Origin of the sequence: Enterobacter sp. EC_64 (genome assembly GCF_019584165.1) — a bacterium.
GTDB classification, from domain to species: Bacteria; Pseudomonadota; Gammaproteobacteria; order Enterobacterales; family Enterobacteriaceae; genus Enterobacter; species Enterobacter roggenkampii.
The window spans coordinates 126,991-142,523 of the sequence record NZ_VDAS01000007.1 but is presented as its reverse complement, the minus strand read 5'-3'; the positions used below and the strand labels follow the sequence as shown (position 1 = coordinate 142,523).

General features: G+C 50.1%; 15 protein-coding genes and 1 pseudogene. 12 read left to right on the top strand and 4 right to left on the bottom strand.

The window, feature by feature from the left end; genetic code table 11:
* The first annotated feature begins 207 nt into the window (after positions 1 to 207).
* Complete coding sequence (locus FHC52_RS07780) at positions 208 to 1,245, top strand: aldo/keto reductase (protein ID WP_063418585.1); 1,038 nt, start codon at positions 208 to 210, stop codon at positions 1,243 to 1,245.
* Positions 1,246 to 1,313: 68 nt separating this feature from the next.
* On the opposite strand, the pseudogene FHC52_RS07775 reads toward FHC52_RS07780, so the two are convergent.
* Positions 1,314 to 1,475 (bottom strand): annotated as a pseudogene (locus FHC52_RS07775) (aldo/keto reductase); the annotation flags it as partial.
* A 148-nt stretch (positions 1,476 to 1,623) separates the two neighbouring features.
* On the bottom strand, positions 1,624 to 2,610 hold the full coding sequence (locus FHC52_RS07770; RefSeq protein ID WP_047748912.1) for an aldo/keto reductase: 987 nt from the start codon (positions 2,608 to 2,610) through the stop codon (positions 1,624 to 1,626).
* 212 nt (positions 2,611 to 2,822) lie between these two features.
* Between FHC52_RS07770 and FHC52_RS07765 the strand changes: the two genes are divergently transcribed.
* Complete coding sequence (locus FHC52_RS07765) at positions 2,823 to 3,731, top strand: LysR family transcriptional regulator (RefSeq protein ID WP_126287941.1); 909 nt, start codon at positions 2,823 to 2,825, stop codon at positions 3,729 to 3,731.
* Between the two features lie 27 nt (positions 3,732 to 3,758).
* Here FHC52_RS07765 and FHC52_RS07760 read toward each other — a convergent pair whose 3' ends face one another.
* Positions 3,759 to 4,658: a LysR family transcriptional regulator gene (locus FHC52_RS07760; RefSeq protein ID WP_032663514.1), complete on the bottom strand. Its 900-nt coding sequence runs from the start codon at positions 4,656 to 4,658 to the stop codon at positions 3,759 to 3,761.
* Positions 4,659 to 4,797: 139 nt separating this feature from the next.
* Here FHC52_RS07760 and FHC52_RS07755 point away from each other — a divergent pair, with 139 nt between their 5' ends.
* The 10 genes from FHC52_RS07755 (at position 4,798) to FHC52_RS07710 (ending at position 12,330) form a co-directional block, all read left to right on the top strand.
* Positions 4,798 to 5,106, top strand: coding sequence for a superoxide dismutase (locus tag FHC52_RS07755; RefSeq protein WP_126287993.1), 309 nt, complete (start codon positions 4,798 to 4,800; stop codon positions 5,104 to 5,106).
* An 8-nt stretch (positions 5,107 to 5,114) separates the two neighbouring features.
* A complete protein-coding gene (locus FHC52_RS07750) occupies positions 5,115 to 5,804 on the top strand; it encodes a type 1 glutamine amidotransferase domain-containing protein (RefSeq protein ID WP_126287939.1) in 690 nt (229 codons plus the stop codon).
* A gap of 84 nt (positions 5,805 to 5,888) precedes the next feature.
* The gene (locus FHC52_RS07745; RefSeq protein WP_126287937.1) at positions 5,889 to 6,836 is read left to right on the top strand and encodes an aldo/keto reductase; all 948 of its coding nucleotides are present in this window, start codon (positions 5,889 to 5,891) and stop codon (positions 6,834 to 6,836) included.
* Between the two features lie 102 nt (positions 6,837 to 6,938).
* On the top strand, positions 6,939 to 7,973 hold the full coding sequence (locus tag FHC52_RS07740) for an amidohydrolase family protein (protein WP_126287935.1): 1,035 nt from the start codon (positions 6,939 to 6,941) through the stop codon (positions 7,971 to 7,973).
* Positions 7,974 to 8,122: 149 nt separating this feature from the next.
* Entirely contained in the window at positions 8,123 to 8,695 is a 573-nt protein-coding gene (locus tag FHC52_RS07735) for an NAD(P)H-dependent oxidoreductase (protein ID WP_126287933.1), read from the top strand.
* Between the two features lie 2 nt (positions 8,696 to 8,697).
* Positions 8,698 to 9,717 (top strand): aldo/keto reductase, encoded by a 1,020-nt coding sequence (locus FHC52_RS07730; protein ID WP_128299268.1) that lies wholly within the window; start codon positions 8,698 to 8,700, stop codon positions 9,715 to 9,717.
* A gap of 38 nt (positions 9,718 to 9,755) precedes the next feature.
* Positions 9,756 to 10,133, top strand: coding sequence for a DUF1330 domain-containing protein (locus FHC52_RS07725; protein ID WP_023292403.1), 378 nt, complete (start codon positions 9,756 to 9,758; stop codon positions 10,131 to 10,133).
* 36 nt (positions 10,134 to 10,169) lie between these two features.
* A complete protein-coding gene (locus tag FHC52_RS07720; RefSeq protein WP_126287989.1) occupies positions 10,170 to 10,775 on the top strand; it encodes an NAD(P)H-dependent oxidoreductase in 606 nt (201 codons plus the stop codon).
* A 40-nt stretch (positions 10,776 to 10,815) separates the two neighbouring features.
* The gene (locus FHC52_RS07715) at positions 10,816 to 11,511 is read left to right on the top strand and encodes a putative quinol monooxygenase (protein ID WP_206513383.1); all 696 of its coding nucleotides are present in this window, start codon (positions 10,816 to 10,818) and stop codon (positions 11,509 to 11,511) included.
* Between the two features lie 15 nt (positions 11,512 to 11,526).
* Positions 11,527 to 12,330 carry a carboxymuconolactone decarboxylase family protein gene (locus tag FHC52_RS07710; protein WP_126287929.1) on the top strand — a complete coding sequence of 268 codons (804 nt, stop codon included), beginning with the start codon at positions 11,527 to 11,529 and terminating at the stop codon, positions 12,328 to 12,330.
* Between the two features lie 795 nt (positions 12,331 to 13,125).
* On the opposite strand, the gene FHC52_RS07705 is transcribed toward FHC52_RS07710, so the two are convergent.
* Positions 13,126 to 14,889 carry an ATP-binding protein gene (locus FHC52_RS07705; protein WP_045354073.1) on the bottom strand — a complete coding sequence of 588 codons (1,764 nt, stop codon included), beginning with the start codon at positions 14,887 to 14,889 and terminating at the stop codon, positions 13,126 to 13,128.
* Between the last annotated feature and the right edge of the window lie 644 nt (positions 14,890 to 15,533).

Here is a 15,533-nt window from a genome sequence, read left to right as displayed (position 1 = left end):
AAATGACATCTGATAGCTAATCACGAGCCGATACATCAATCTGTTATTAATTCTGACCACCCTCTCGCTTCTCGTCTTTCACTGTCGATAACGACGATTTGTGAAAAAAACTCATAACACCATTCGATGGCGCATGCTGGTTCCCTTCATGTCAGTGCAATACCCTGTCACATAAAGAATTGCTGGCAATAAAAGAAGGAACACAGAATGAAGTATGTGAATCTGGGTCGTAGCGGTTTGCAAGTCTCCCGTCTTTGCCTCGGTTGTATGAGCTATGGTGAACCTGAACGCCTGCCTCAACCCTGGTCCCTGGATGAAAAAGCGTCACGACCGCTCATCCGTCAGGCGCTTGAAGCAGGCATTAATTTTTTTGATACCGCGAATATCTACTCGGGCGGAAGTTCTGAAGAGATCACTGGAAAAGCGCTGAGAGAAATGGCCAGACGCGATGAGATCGTTGTGGCGACAAAGACCTTCTTTCCGTGGCGCAACTCACCCAATACCGGGTTTCTTTCCCGCAAGGCCATTTTTCAGTCTATTGACGATAGCCTGATGCGCTTAGGTATGGATTATGTGGATCTCTTTCAGATTCACCGCTTTGACCACTCTACGCCTGTTGAAGAGACCATGGAGGCTCTGCATGACCTCGTTAAATCAGGAAAAGTACGTTACATCGGCGCATCATCTATGGAAGCCTGGCGCTTTGCAAAAATGCAGCATACTGCAGAGCGTAACGGCTGGACCCGATTTATTACGATGCAACCGCAATACAACCTGCTTTACCGGGAAGAAGAGCGCGAGATGCTGCCCCTGTGTGAAGACCAGGGCGTTGGAGTGATCCCCTGGAGTCCGATGGCGCGCGGCAGGCTTACGCGCGACTGGAGTGTCACGTCCCGACGAACGCAAAACGATGCCTTTGCATTAAAAATGTACGAGAACGCAGCCCTTCTGGATAAGCCCGTTATTGATGTTGTCGCCAGCATTGCTGAAAAGCACCATGTGCCAAGAGCCCATGTTGCACTTGCCTGGTTGCTATCAAAAACGGTCATCACAGCCCCGATCATTGGCGCGACCAAACCAGAACATCTTTCCACGGCTATCAGCGCACTGGACTTTACACTTAGCGATGCTGAAATCACGGAACTCGAGGCACTCTATCTGCCGCACCCCGTCGACGGGATCATTCCCCCGCTTCCTGATACGCCCCCTTCACTCACGCCGCCTTCAGCAATACAGAACCGTTAACACCCTTCCCTGGCCCGGCGTTGCCGGGTCTCCCTGGCCACTGATGTGAAAAAGGTGGCCATTACCGTTTAACTTTTATCAAACTGACTTTCGGTAAACGGATCGGCGCGACCGCCCTGCAATGGGATTTTGGCCAGCGCCGCATCGATTTCGCGTAGCTCGCTGTCCGTCAACCGGACTTGCGGTGCACCGCTGTTTTCTATTAGGTGCGGATATTGCGTCGTACCCGGGGTTGCGGCCAACGCCAGACCGGCTCCGGCGATCAGAAAATTGCGACGATCCCGGGAAGCGGGTACGGAAGCAGAATGCTGGTCATGCATCATCTTGCTCATAAACTGGAACTCCCTATAGCGAAGAAAGGATTCATTAATTTGGTCATTACCAGGCATAAGCCTGTGGCGCTTCTCCCCCGGGTCCGGGCCAGAGTTCGTCGAGACAGCTCATGGTGTCGTCTGATAGCGTGATTGTCGTTGCGTGCAGCGCCTGCTGGAGTTGTTCGACCGTACGAGGCCCGATAAGTGGAGCAGTAACGACAGGATTCTGCAGGAGCCAGGCAAGCGCCACATCGGAAGGGGTTTCGCCGAGGTCCTCACATAATCCTTCGTAGGCTTCCAGCTGTGGACGATACTGTTCGATTAGACGGGAAAACGCGGGCCTTGCACGGCGCCCGCTTTCCATCTTTTTCAGTACGCCGCCAAGCAACCCTCCGGCAAGTGGACTCCAGGGAATCAGTCCCAGGCCAAAATGACGGCATGCGGGAATGACCTCCAGCTCAACAGTCCGGGCAGTCAGATTGTAGAGACTTTGCTCAGCAACCAGGCCCAGAGAATGACGAGCCGTGGCAACTGACTGCGCAGTCGCAATGTCCCAGCCCGCGAAATTGCTGCTACCGATATAAAGCGCTTTTCCCTGCTGAACAAGGAGTTCCATGGCCTGCCAGACCTCTTCCCATGGCGTATAGCGATCGATGTGATGCATCAGATAGACGTCAATATGGTCCGTCTTAAGCCGTCGCAAACTGTCCTCGCAGGCCTTGCGAATATGATAAGCAGAAAGACGGCGATCGTTCGGACCTGGCCCCATAGGCTGATAGACTTTCGTCGCCAAAACAATACGGTCACGGCGGCCACCCTGCTGGAGCCAGCGACCAATAATTTCCTCGGACAGCCCCGAACCTTGCTGGATATCGGGTGATTGCTCAGTGCCATACACGTCTGCTGTATCAATGAAATTTATACCCGCCTCAAGCGCTTCATCCAGAATGCGGGCGCTGGTTTTCTCGTCGGTGACGTCACCAAAATTCATGGTTCCGAGACAAAGGCGGCTGACTTTCAGGCCGGTGCGGCCAAGATGCGTATAGTTCATACACGGCTCCGTTAGGTGAATGTTCCGCCCTGACCGACGGCCAGAGCGCATAATTTTCAAGAATAACGAAGCACAACGTGTTCAGTGAGAGGCGATGAGCGGATGGACTTGTGAAATAAATTCAGCAACGGATTAGCGCTAATCGGTCTATGGTGTATATCATTTCCGTATCAACACATTCGGGCCTTAACGCACAAGGAAAACGATTCTGTATGCAAATAAGCAGAGCTGATGTCGCCGATCTCATTTATTTCATGGCTATTGCACGTCATCGCAGTTTCAGCCGTGCGGCGATTGAATTAGGTGTCAGTGCATCAGCGCTTAGTCATGCCCTGAAGGGACTGGAAACCCGGCTCGGGGTTCGCCTCCTTAATCGCACGACCAAGAGCGTTACACCTACGGCTGCAGGTGAAGAACTGGTTCAGTCTGTCCTTCAGCCTTTCGACACGATAGAAGGCGCGCTTGAATCGCTTAACCGGTATCGTAATACCCCTACCGGACGTATCCGCATCAATGCTGCCGTTGAAGCTGCCAATCTTTTGCTTGCGCCGGTTATGCCCGCGTTTATGGATCGCTATCCCGATATTGAAATCGATATTGTGGCCAGCAACCGTATGGTTGACGTCACTGATGCGGGCTTCGATGCCGGTATCCGCTATGGTGGCACCGTCCCGGAAGACATGGTTGCCCGGCGTTTATCTGCCGATATTCGCTGGGTTATCGCAGCATCCCCCGACTACCTTGAACGTTACGGAACGCCTGAACATCCTGATGATTTATTACACCATCGCTGTATAAGCAACCGTCTCGGCGACGATCGGATTTATCGCTGGGAACTTGAGCGAGACGGCGAAACGTACCAAATCACTGTGCCAGGCTCTGTGACGGTCAATCAGGCTGAAACGGGCCTTGTGGCCGTCTTAGGCGGAGCCGGCCTAATGTACTTTCCGGAGCCTCTTGTTGCACCCTATGTGAAGGATGGACGACTCCGCCTGGTGCTTACGGAATGGTCCCCGCTGGAGGAAGGTTTTCATATCTATTATTCAAGCCGCCGGCAACTACCGACCGGGCTTCGCCTTCTGATTGAGTTCATACAGGAGGCCCGGCCGCTGGGGTTGTGAAATAGCGCCTCCATACTGAACGAGGCGTTATCGTCCCGTAGCGGATATCAGAAAATCAATCAGGGCCTTCACTCTTTTCGTTTTACCCGCGTTTTTGGGGTAATAGAGATACACTGGCGGGTAGGTTTTCCAGTAGCTCTCCATCACGGGTATAAAGCGCTCCCTGTCCGGCTGTAACTGCAAGATGGGTTCAAACAAACGTCCGATTCCCAGGCCGTTACGGATCCCGTCTGCCATAACGTCAATATCGTTGCTGATTAACTGCCCGGGCATCTCAACCGTCAACTGCTCTCCGCGATCGTTCAGAATCAACGGAAGGATGCGGTTGTTAGTAATAAAACGGTAGCCAATCAGCTTGTGTTGACTGAGGTCAGCCGGCACCTCGGGCATTCCATGCTCGCTGATATAAGCTGAGGATGCATATAACCCTTCACGAAAGGGTTTCATTAACGGCCGCGCCACCACCCCACCTTCGAGGATATCGCCAAAACGGATCCCAAGATCAAAACGCTCTTCGATAACATTCACGGTACCGTCGTAAACAGAAATTTCAAGCTGTATACCCGGATATTGCTGACAGAATTTCGCCATTGCAGGCTTAAGAATTAACAGATAGGCAAAACGCGAGAGCGTGATTCGCACGATACCAGAGGGCTCCTGATTCTGGTCGCGAATGCTTTCAAGCGAATTTTCCAGCGACTCCACCGCCGCAGCGGTCTGTTCCAGCAACAGCTGCCCGGTTTCCGTCAGCTCAATACGGCGGGTCGTACGCACAAAAAGCGGATGGCCAATATGATCTTCCAGCAGCTTAAGCGCATTGCTGACGGAGGGAGGCGTAATTTCCAGTTTTCTTGCGGCTGCCGAAATATTGCCCTCACGTGCAATGCTCTGAAAGATCCGTATCTGGTTATACAGGGCGTTATTCATAATGTTTTCCTAAAGCAATCTCCGCCTGATTATTAAGTACAGTCTAAAGATGCTTAAGTCAATGCTCCTCTAATCTTCGTGAAATTCGCCTCTTATACTTTTATCTCTTTCTACAACGACCTGAGTTCAGGAGACTATGATGCGAATTTTATGTCTGGATATCCCCGCACCTGGAGCATCGCTGGAAAAATATGCTCCACACCTTAACGCTGAAGCGCTGCACGCCTGGGGATTGTATAAATCCGGCTTCATCCGCGACATCTACTTCCGTCAGGACAGGCCTGGTGTCGCTATTTTTCTTGAAAGTGACTCTGTCGATGAAGAGATGAACGTAATGGCCGAATTCCCGCTGGCAAAAGCAGGCTTATTAAGCTTTGAGTGCATTCCGCTTGGCTCCTTTATTAACTGGGAAAATCTCTTTGCCGCTGAATTTAAAAATATAGAGTGAGGCCCGATATGAAACCTGCAGATAAACCCGTGCTGTGTGTCGTTTCCAGCCATCCGATTAAAGGCGCATCCGGTGTACCAACCGGTTTTTTCCTGGCCGAGCTGACGCATCCGCTGAAAGTACTGGAAGATGCCGGACTAAAAACGACGATAGCCAGCATTCGCGGGGGACAGCCGCCGGTGGATGGATTTGACCTCAGCGATCCTGTCAACGCCTGGTACTGGAACGAAACCGATTTTCAGCAGCGCCTGGCAACAACACCAGCGTTATCCGAGCTGAACGGTACCGATTACAGCGCCGTTTTCTTTGCGGGCGGCCATGGAACCATGTGGGATTTCCGTGATAGCCAGGATGCCCAGCGTATTATCCGCGAAATATATGAAAGTGATGGGATTGTCTCAGCCGTCTGCCACGGACCTGCGGCACTGGTTGACGCAAAGCTCAGTAGCGGCGAATACCTGGTGAAAGGCAAAAACGTGGCAGCCTTTACCAACAAGGAAGAGGAAGAAGTTCACACCACAAATGTGGTTCCCTTCCTGCTTGAGACTGCACTACGCGAGCATGGCGCGCTTCATCATGAAGCCCCGAACTGGTCTGAAAACGTGGTTACCGACGGACGCCTTATCACGGGGCAGAATCCCGCTTCAGCACACGGTGTGGGTGTGGCGCTATTAAATGCGCTCCGCCAGCCAACTTAATTCATTCATCTGTCTTTCATCGTTACTCACCCTCTTTGGCCGGTTTACGTCAGCAATGTTCCGGCCTTTTTACAGGAGCTGAATATGAAAACACTACCTTCCGTCGCGCTGGGCACATGGTCCTGGGGCACAGGTTTCGCCGGTGGCGACACCGTCTTCGGCAATCATCTTTCTGATACTCAGATGGCAGACGTGTTCACCACGGCCATGAGTAAGGGCCTCAATCTCTGGGATACCGCAGCAGTATATGGCATGGGGAGTTCCGAGGCAGCGCTGGGAGCATTAGTCCGTCAGTTCCCCCGCGAGGATATGATTTTATCCACCAAATTCACACCGCAGATTGCGAACGAACAGTCAGCGCAGCCTGTCAGCGATATGCTTGAGGCCAGCCTCGGACGTCTGGGTGTGGACGCGATTGATATCTACTGGATCCATAATCCCCTCGACGTTGAGAAATGGACGCCAGGACTGATCCCACTTTTACAAAGCGGTAAGGTCAAACGCGTAGGTGTTTCCAACCACAATCTGGCACAAATCAGACGCGCCAACGAAATCCTTAACGCTTCCGGTTATTCCCTCAGTGCAGTACAAAATCACTACAGCCTGCTCTATCGCGCTTCTGAAGAGGCCGGGATCCTTGATTATTGCCGACAAAATAACATCACGTTCTTTGCTTACATGGTCCTGGAGCAAGGCGCGCTCAGTGGTCGTTATGATTCAAATCATCCCATGCCTGCCGGGAGTGGCCGGGCCGAAAGTTATAACTCTGTACTGCCGCAGATTGAAAGATTAACCGCCGCCATGAAAAAAATGGGAGCCGAAAGGAATGCCAGCGTTGCACAGATAGCCATCGCATGGGCTATTGCAAAAGGTACCCTTCCCCTCGTTGGTGCGACTAAAGCCCATCACGTGCTGGACGCCGCCTGCGCTTCAGACATCCAGTTACGCGATGAGGAAATCATCCTGCTGGAACAACTCGCCGCAGAGACCAGAGTGGATACACGAGGCGCCTGGGAAAAACCGATGGTGTAAAGCCCATCCGGAACAGACTGTCATGAATCACATTCACGTATGGACAGTTCAGGGCGATCCTAATCTGTATCACTTTTACTGCTTTGTATGAAGGGTGAGAATATGAAAATCATTTGCCTTGAAGAACATTATCTCGACAGCGAGTTAGGGCGAGCGTGTATGCCTGTTGCGCTTGAGCAGGCGCCTTTCCTTGGCGACTGGGGGAAAACCGTCGCTGATGGTCATAATCCTGACCGAAGCCGGCCGCAGATAGAAAAGAATGCGCTGATAAACGCGAAAGGCGCTGATTTGGGAAGCCGCCGCCTCAGGGATATGGATGAGGCTGGAATTACCCTGCAGATACTCTCTGTGGGCGGATTCCCCCAGCTGGCACCCGAGGATGAAGCGGTAACATTAAATACGGCGGCAAACGATCGCCTTGCCGGGGCGGTAAGAAATCACCCGGATCGCTTCGCGGCATTTGCCACACTTCCCTGGGCACAGCCGAAAGATGCTGAAAATGAGCTTGTCCGCGCAGTTGAAAAACTGGGGTTTAAGGGGGCACTTCTGAATGGCCGACCCTCTTCATGCTTTCTCGATCATCCTGACTATGACTCCCTGCTTTCCCGCTTTAATAAACTGAATGTGCCACTCTATCTTCATCCCGGATTACCGTTTAAAAGCGTGCAACAGGCCTACTTCACGGGCTTTAGCGCAGAGGTCAACTCCCGGCTCTCTATGTTTGGCTGGGGCTGGCATCACGAAGCCGGGATCCATTTGTTACGGCTTATGTTATCGGGCGCATTTGATAAATATCCCCACCTGCAGGTAATCAGTGGCCACTGGGGGGAGATGCTGCCCTTCTGGCTGCAGCGTCTTGATGACAGCCTTCCACTGGGTGCAACGGGTCTGTCACGCACGCTAACGAGAACCTTCCAGGAGCACGTTTACGTTACCCCGTCAGGTATGCTGACGCTGCCGCACTTCCAGTTTATCTACGCGTTAATGGGGGCAGAAAGGATCCTGTTCTCCGCTGATTATCCCTATCAGACCCTGGACGGTGTAAAAACATTTATCGACTGTCTGCCGGTCAATAAGGCTGAAAAAGAGGCCATCGCGTTTCGCAATGCAGAACGTTTACTGGGCATCACAGCGTAGTTCACGGGTTCATGATGACCGGTACAATGAGAACAGTCGACCATTATTAGTTTTTGCCTAAAAGTGAATGAGCCTTTACTGCGCTAAAAAAAATAATGGTGTCACTCTATACTGGTTTAAAAATCCACCAGCCTCTTTAACTTATTGAAATGAAAAATATCCTTGTTATTTCAGGTCATCCTGAGCTGAACCATTCTGTCGCCAACGCCACTATCCTTGACGAAGTGGCGACCGCCTTTCCCGAGGCTGAAATTCGTCGTCTGGACTGGCTCTATCCGGACGGAAAATTCAATATCGCTGCGGAGCAGGAAAGCCTGCTCAGGGTCGATGTGATTGTCTGGCAGTTTCCTTTTTCATGGTATGGGCTGCCCGGGTTAATGAAACAATGGCTGGACGAGGTCTTTGTCCACGGCTTCGCGCATGGCTCAACGGCGAAACTGGGCGGTAAAAAGCTGATCCTCTCCTTCACTACAGGGGCGCCGCAGGTGCTCTATACCGCTGACGGTTTCTTTGGCCATGCCATAGAAGAGTATCTTATTCCATTCGAGACCACGGCAAGGCTGTGCAATCTTGAGCTGCTGGCGCCGGTTTATACCTGCGGTATCAGCTATGCCGACCGGGATGCCGACAAAATCGCGCAGCAAAAAACGCTTGCCCGGGAACACGCTTCAAGGCTTGTCGAGCTGCTCAATTCCGTCGTGAATAATCCAGAGGGAGAATAACGATGCAGTATACCCGGCTCGGTAAAAGTGACTTACTGGTCTCCCGCATCTGTATGGGATGTATGGGATTTGGCGACCCGTTAACGGGCCAGCATCGCTGGACGCTGGACGAAACAGCAAGCCGGGACATCATCCGCTACGGTCTCGAAAAGGGTATCAATTTTTACGATACCGCCATCGCCTATCAGAACGGCTCCAGCGAGCGATACGTTGGCCGGGCGCTGCGGGAGATGGCAAAACGCGAGGACGTGGTGCTGGCCACCAAGTTTCTGCCGCGAACCGCCGCGCAAATTGCCGCGGGGATCGGCGGAAAAGAGGCAATAGCCCGATCGCTCGATCAGAGCCTGCAGAATCTGGGGATGGACTACATCGACCTCTACATTTACCACATCTGGGATTACAACACGCCAGTTATTGAGGTGCTTGAAGCGCTTCATGCCGCCGTTACTGAGGGCAAAGTGCGCGCTATTGGTATATCCAATTGCTATGCCTGGCAGCTTGCGAAAGCGAACGCCCTTGCCGAACGCGAAGGGCTGACGGCCTTTGTTTCCATGCAAAGCCACTACAACCTGATTATGCGTGAAGATGAACGAGAGCTCTTCGGTCTGTGCGCTGAAGATGATATCGCCATGACCCCCTATAGCGCGCTTGCCAGCGGCCGTCTCGCCCGGAAAGAAGGCCACACGCGGCGAGCCTCCGAGGATGCCTATGCCCGCGGAAAATATGACAGCACGGCTGAACAGGATCGGAGCATTATCGAGCGCGTCGCCGAGCTTGCCGAACGGCATCAGGTGTCCATGACGGAAATCTCACTCGCCTGGCTGCTGACAAAAGTCACGTCACCTGTCGTAGGGGCCACAAAAAAAGATCACGTCGATGGCGCGGTAAACGCCGTAAATCTTCAACTGAGCCCGGAGGAAATCCGGTTTCTGGAAGAAACCTACCAGCCGCACGTTCTGACGGGGATCATGGCGCAAAACACGCCGCAAACGAAAGACGCCAGGCAGGTCTGGACGCGGTAGCCCTTATTCACTTTCATGAAAGCTTATGAGGAGGAAGGATGATTTTTAAAACAGTGGTAGCCACTCTTTTCACCCTCTCCGGGCTCGCGTCAGCCCTGGCAGCAACGCCTGCTTATTACATCGCAGAGTTTCAGGCGACCGATCTTGACGCTATCAAACCGTACAGCGCTCAGGTTGAATCTACCTTCAGACCTTTTGGTGGACGCTTCATCGTCAGAGGAGGTGAACCCGATGTTAAAGAAGGGTTTGGAGCACAGGGCAGACTGGTTGTAATCAAGTTTGAGAGTCTCAAAAATGCCCAGGACTGGTATAGCTCGGCTGCATACCAGAAGATCATTCCTATCCGACACCGTGCCGGCAATTCGCGAACCTATATCGTAGAAGGATTGCCAGAACTGGCTCCTGTTACACCATAGCGTTTTACAGTCCTGTTAAGACAAAGGAGGTTTATGATGGTGTTACTTCAGCGCAGAGCAGCAGCATTGTTTTTGTTTGCCTTTATCTTCCTCATGCCCGCTAGTCATGCTCATAGCCGTGAAAAGACCGACATTAAAACGCTCGTTATCGTCTCTCACCCTTATCCGGAACGCTCAGTTCTGACAAAAGGGCTGCAGGAAGCCGCTGAGAGTCTGGAAGGCGTGACGGTTCGCAACCTTGAGACGCTGTATGGCTATGACACACGTCGGATTAATGGCGACGCGGAGCGAAAAATGATGCGTGAGCACAGGCGTGTTGTTTTTATCTTCCCGACACACTGGTTCAACATTACACCAATGATGAAGGCCTGGCTGAATGAAACCTGGGGAAGTGTCGGACCCGGTCTTTGGCAGGGAAAGGAGATGTTTATTGTCAGTACGGCTGCGGGGGGAAGCTCCACTTACGGGCCGGACGGCAGGATCGGGGTATCGCTTGCGGATGTGTTTTTACCGATGAAGGCAAGCGCCCTGCACGCAGGTATGACGTGGCTTCCTCCACTGGTCTTTGAGAGCGCCAGCAGCGATCGGTTACCTTCTTACCAACACCAACTTATAGAACGTCTTAAACAGCCATTTCAGTAAAAGGATCATCGTGAAAAAGACTCTTATGCTTTTAATTTGCATGCTGATAAGCAGCCCTGTCTTTGCAACAAAACTGGACGCGCCCGATAAGCGAGTGATGAATCTCTTTGAGCTCGGCGTCAGGCCCGATCGGGACAAAGATTTTGCAGACGTAGCCAGACAGACGATTTCCGCTTCGGTTGATCATGAAGCAGGTACGCTGGCGATGTACGCCCTGCACCGCAGCGACAATCCACGTCAGGCATTCATGGTCGAACTCTATGAAAACGAGAGTGCTTACCGCAAACATCTGAATGCCGAACCATACAAGGCATTCGCTGCCCGGGCACCTGACATTATCGATCAGAAAAATAAAATCACTCTGGAGCCCCAATTTCTGGGGGACAAACACATCATACCGGATGAGCGAACCATTAATAATCTGGTGATCGTCGAGGTAAAGCCTGAATTTCAGACCGAATTTAAAAACATCGTCCTGCCCGAAATGGCGGAATCGCTCCAAGTAGAGAAAGGCGTATTAGCGATGTATGCCGCTACAGACTCACAGACTCCGAACCGCTGGTATTTCTATGAGATTTACGCCAGTGAGGAAGCGTATCAACTGCACCGACAAACACCACACTTCCGTGACTATCTCAGGCAAACGGCGCATATGAGCGCCAGTAAGAACGCTATCCCGGTAAAACCGGTATTTCTTCGTAACAAAAGCGGAATCAAACAGGATCCGCACCGTTGACCAGTGAGGATTAACATGAAAAGCGTAATTGCAGCGGCGGCCATGTCGCTTGTTATTTCTGATTTTGCTACTGCTGAGGAAACAAGAGGTAAAGCGATGATGAAAATTGAACCTTCAACAATTTCGGAAGCTGATATTCGTTCCGTCTCACCGGCTCTTGCGCGCTTTGGTCGAGAAGCGATTACTGAAGATCTGTGGACACGCGATGCCCTCTCGCCCAGGGATCGTAGTATGGTGACCGTCGCCATGCTAATTGCCAGAAACCAGCCTGGCGACCTTAAGCACTATATAGACATTGCCCTTGATAATGGCGTTACGCCAGCGGAATTGTCAGAAATCATTACCCATCTGGCGTTCTACTCAGGTTGGCCAAATGCCATGTCAGCCGTCAGCGTGACCAAAGCAGTATTTGAAACTCGTGGCGTCACGGCAGATGCACTTCCTGACGCTTCTCCGGACCTGCTTCCTCTCAATCAGGCAGCAGAAAAGCAGCGTTCAGAGACAGTGGAAAAAAATGTTGGCCCAATATCTCCGGGCCTGGTTAAATTCACTGCAGATCCACTGTTCCTGGATCTCTGGCAAAGACCCGCGCTGAAACCCCGCGACAGAAGCCTGATTACGGTCAGCGCCTTAATCGCATCCGGACAGAGCGCGCAGATTGGCTATCACCTCAATAGAGCAATGGATAATGGACTTTCTGTTGAGGAAGCTGGTGAGATCGTTACCCAGGCCGCCTTCTATGCTGGCTGGCCAAACGCATTTACCGCAGCTCCGGTTGTGGGAGAGGTGCTAAACAATCGATCATCGAGTAAAAGGTAACATTACTGAACACTAAAACCTGACGCACATCACAAAATTAGAACGAACAGTTCATGAACCAACAGACGTGACATCGAGTGATTTATGGACAGCGTTTAACACAGTTATGAACCAAAACTGAGTTCATAACTGTGAGTTTGAATCGCCATTTGATTAATATCCATTTAAAACAGTTTGTTATACTGTTTCTGGTGCTGTCGTAAATTATGTATATTCCTCAAACCCAGAATAGTTAAATTGCCTACGAAGGTGCTTTACTTCACCATTCACATCCACACATAGATAAATCAATACGTTGTGATTTCTGACTTCCCTCCCGTTTCTTTCGTTAGGTTCAGAGTACATTCCCTTCATATCCATGTTAATCATAAGGTAAAGGCTGTGTATTCACTAAATCAGTTGGTTATCTCGGGTTGCAAACGGCAATGGATCCTGTTCGGTGATAATTCATTATTATATTCATGATGCCTGAGTGCACTATAATATCCAATGATATAGTCTGTTATTGCATGGGCAGCATCGAGTTCTGGTCAACAACCCGTTGGGCTGATTCACGTTTAAACTCTGCGCTGAAATTTCTTTTTTTCATTGGATCACCTGTGTTGTTCTGAGGTTAGCACCTCTGTCAAGATTGCTAAATTCAGTAAACCACTACAGAGTACGTAAAACAGTTAGTGGACGAAATGGAAAATAAACCCGCCGAGTAGATCAAATTGGTTGATAGCAGAATAGTATCTTATCGGTGCGGATAATGTGTTAATCAGTACATCATCCGCACGGCAGGCCATTGCTGTTTCAGTTACAGCTTGCAATAAAGGTACAAAGTTTTTCCATCATCGGTTTCAAATCAAGAATAGATAAATCTGCCGGATATGCTTGAATGTACTCACGAGCCACCCGAACTTTATTCGCGGTAACCACATCTTTCTTTCGTGTGCTGTAGTTCAACAGATTGGTGTAGACCCCCTTTTCTTCTGCCAGTATCGCCGACGGGTGAACCTTAATGATGCACTCCTGTACCCTATTTGGATCCAGATAGTTCTCCACTTCTCGCCCTTTGGTTACCCAAGCAAACCCAGGCCCGGCATTGAATTCACCCTGAAGCCGTAATTTAGTTTCGTTAAGAGATGATCTTGCCGATGACGCATCGCTGTCGAACATAATCACCGCGTTGCGGTTCAGATCCCTGACAGAAATAAAGTCCTCCACCTGCTCATCATCACTGTCCAGAGCCGTTAAATGGCTAAATAGCCTACCGCCATAAAACATGATGGAATAATGTATGCCTTCTACGAATCCCGTATTCATCGAGGCAAGCCAGTAGTTGAGGTAGATGCGGTCAGAGGGCCCTTCTACCCAGATCACACAGTTTGCCTGAAGGATATCGGAAGCACGGTAACCAAGATCCTGACAAATGCCAGAACGAGAGCGGGTACTGTCGACAGCCGCAACAGATGTAATCCCCTGTGACTGAGTAACATGAAAAATCTCAGCATCAACGGCATCCAACAAATGGGCAGAATGGGTCGTGAAAAGGTACTTATTATTGGTGTTAATGGCCAGATATTTTACCAGTTTCTTCTGCAGCAATGGATGAAGATGAAGCTCAGGTTCTTCAATACAAACGATGGTGTTTTCAAGAATCGTGGATGCCGAGGCCAAGATCACAACTTCATGAATACCTGTTCCCAGCGATGTCAACGGTAGCATCCGCCTATCAATTTCAACCAGGATCGTATCCCTCTCGTAAGGGATAGTAAGCGTGGCTGAAGGATTATCGAGAACAGTCTGTAGAAATCGGTTAATTTTGTTGAATTTATCCCGATTATAGCGTTCATTCAAAGCCGGACTTTCAAGCTTTGCAAGACGGTCAATAATACCGATACCACTAAAATCCTCACTGACACTACCCGATTCACCAATCCTGCGGATTGCAGGAATAACTTCAATTCTGGGTGCATAATCGGGTCGGTACGCCAGTTTTCTCATCACTTCAGGGAACCAGTGTGCACGAAAATCCCCGCCAGTTTGGTTGGTCAACTTCGTCCATAAAGAATTCCATTCCTGCTGTGACAGTACATTGACCAACAAGTCCTGATCATATTTCAGTATAAATTCATTACGAGAGGTCGCCGTATGGTACTCAAACCAGTACAGACCATTTTCTTCCCTGAATGTAGAAAGAATTTTTTTTAGTGAAGAAGTATAATAGCCTTTATTGCCCGCATCCATTTGAGGTGAAATTAATGAGTCAATAAATTTGCTCAACTGTTTCTCATCTAAAGCAAATGCAGCAGCCCTTTTTCCACTGTTCGAACCTATTGTCTTATCCAGTTCTCCAAATGTTGATTTGTCAGTCGCTGAATAGTTTTGCGCATGATTTATTTTCCCCAGAACATAGCTGTAATGCTGGTGTAGATAGTTAATGATGTTAGATTTGCCTGTATTATTCTGACCGATAATAAAATTTATTTTTTTGAGTGGACCTATTTTTACCGTTTGCTCTCCGATACTTCGGTATGCTGAAAAACCAAAACCCTGAAAATCGTTAATATCCATTTCTGTTCCTGTATCCGCCCCGCAGACAGATTTTTATGTAAACGCCACTGTCAGGCGTAGCAACCCTCTATTTCGCAACGTCTGAGTTAAACCGCTGCACTACGCACATGTTGTCATGTGCATAGTATCCTGCCCCGGAGATTATAGCGCCAATGTCGCCTTCGCCGTGCCAGGGATCACATCAAACACGGTCAGTTCGTAGACTACCGTTGCACCAAGTGGGATCAAGTAGAAGATCCATTCACACTAACCGAGGACGGACATCACTAACGGTTGGTCCGGCTTCAACCGGCTTAATCACGGCGATGATCTGATGCTCAGTAAAACGGGCTTTACTCATAGCGATCTCCTTCGTTGGCAGATTGATTATGCCGGATGATCTCTAAATGTGAATGGCACGATTATACGGGATACTTACAATCTCTACCCAGCTCCTTAAAGTATTACTCTCTGTTGCTTCTCCAGAAGTTATTCTCCATCAACGACATTTTGTGCTCACCAATATGATGCCAAAATTTAATCCGTTTACATTTAATGTGATAGGGAATAAAACTACCAACACCGTTGATAGCACAAGTGTCCTCCCTTCTCTATAAAATCCACCGTTGATTACAAACCGTGTGGGTTGTGCTGATCGCCCTGCT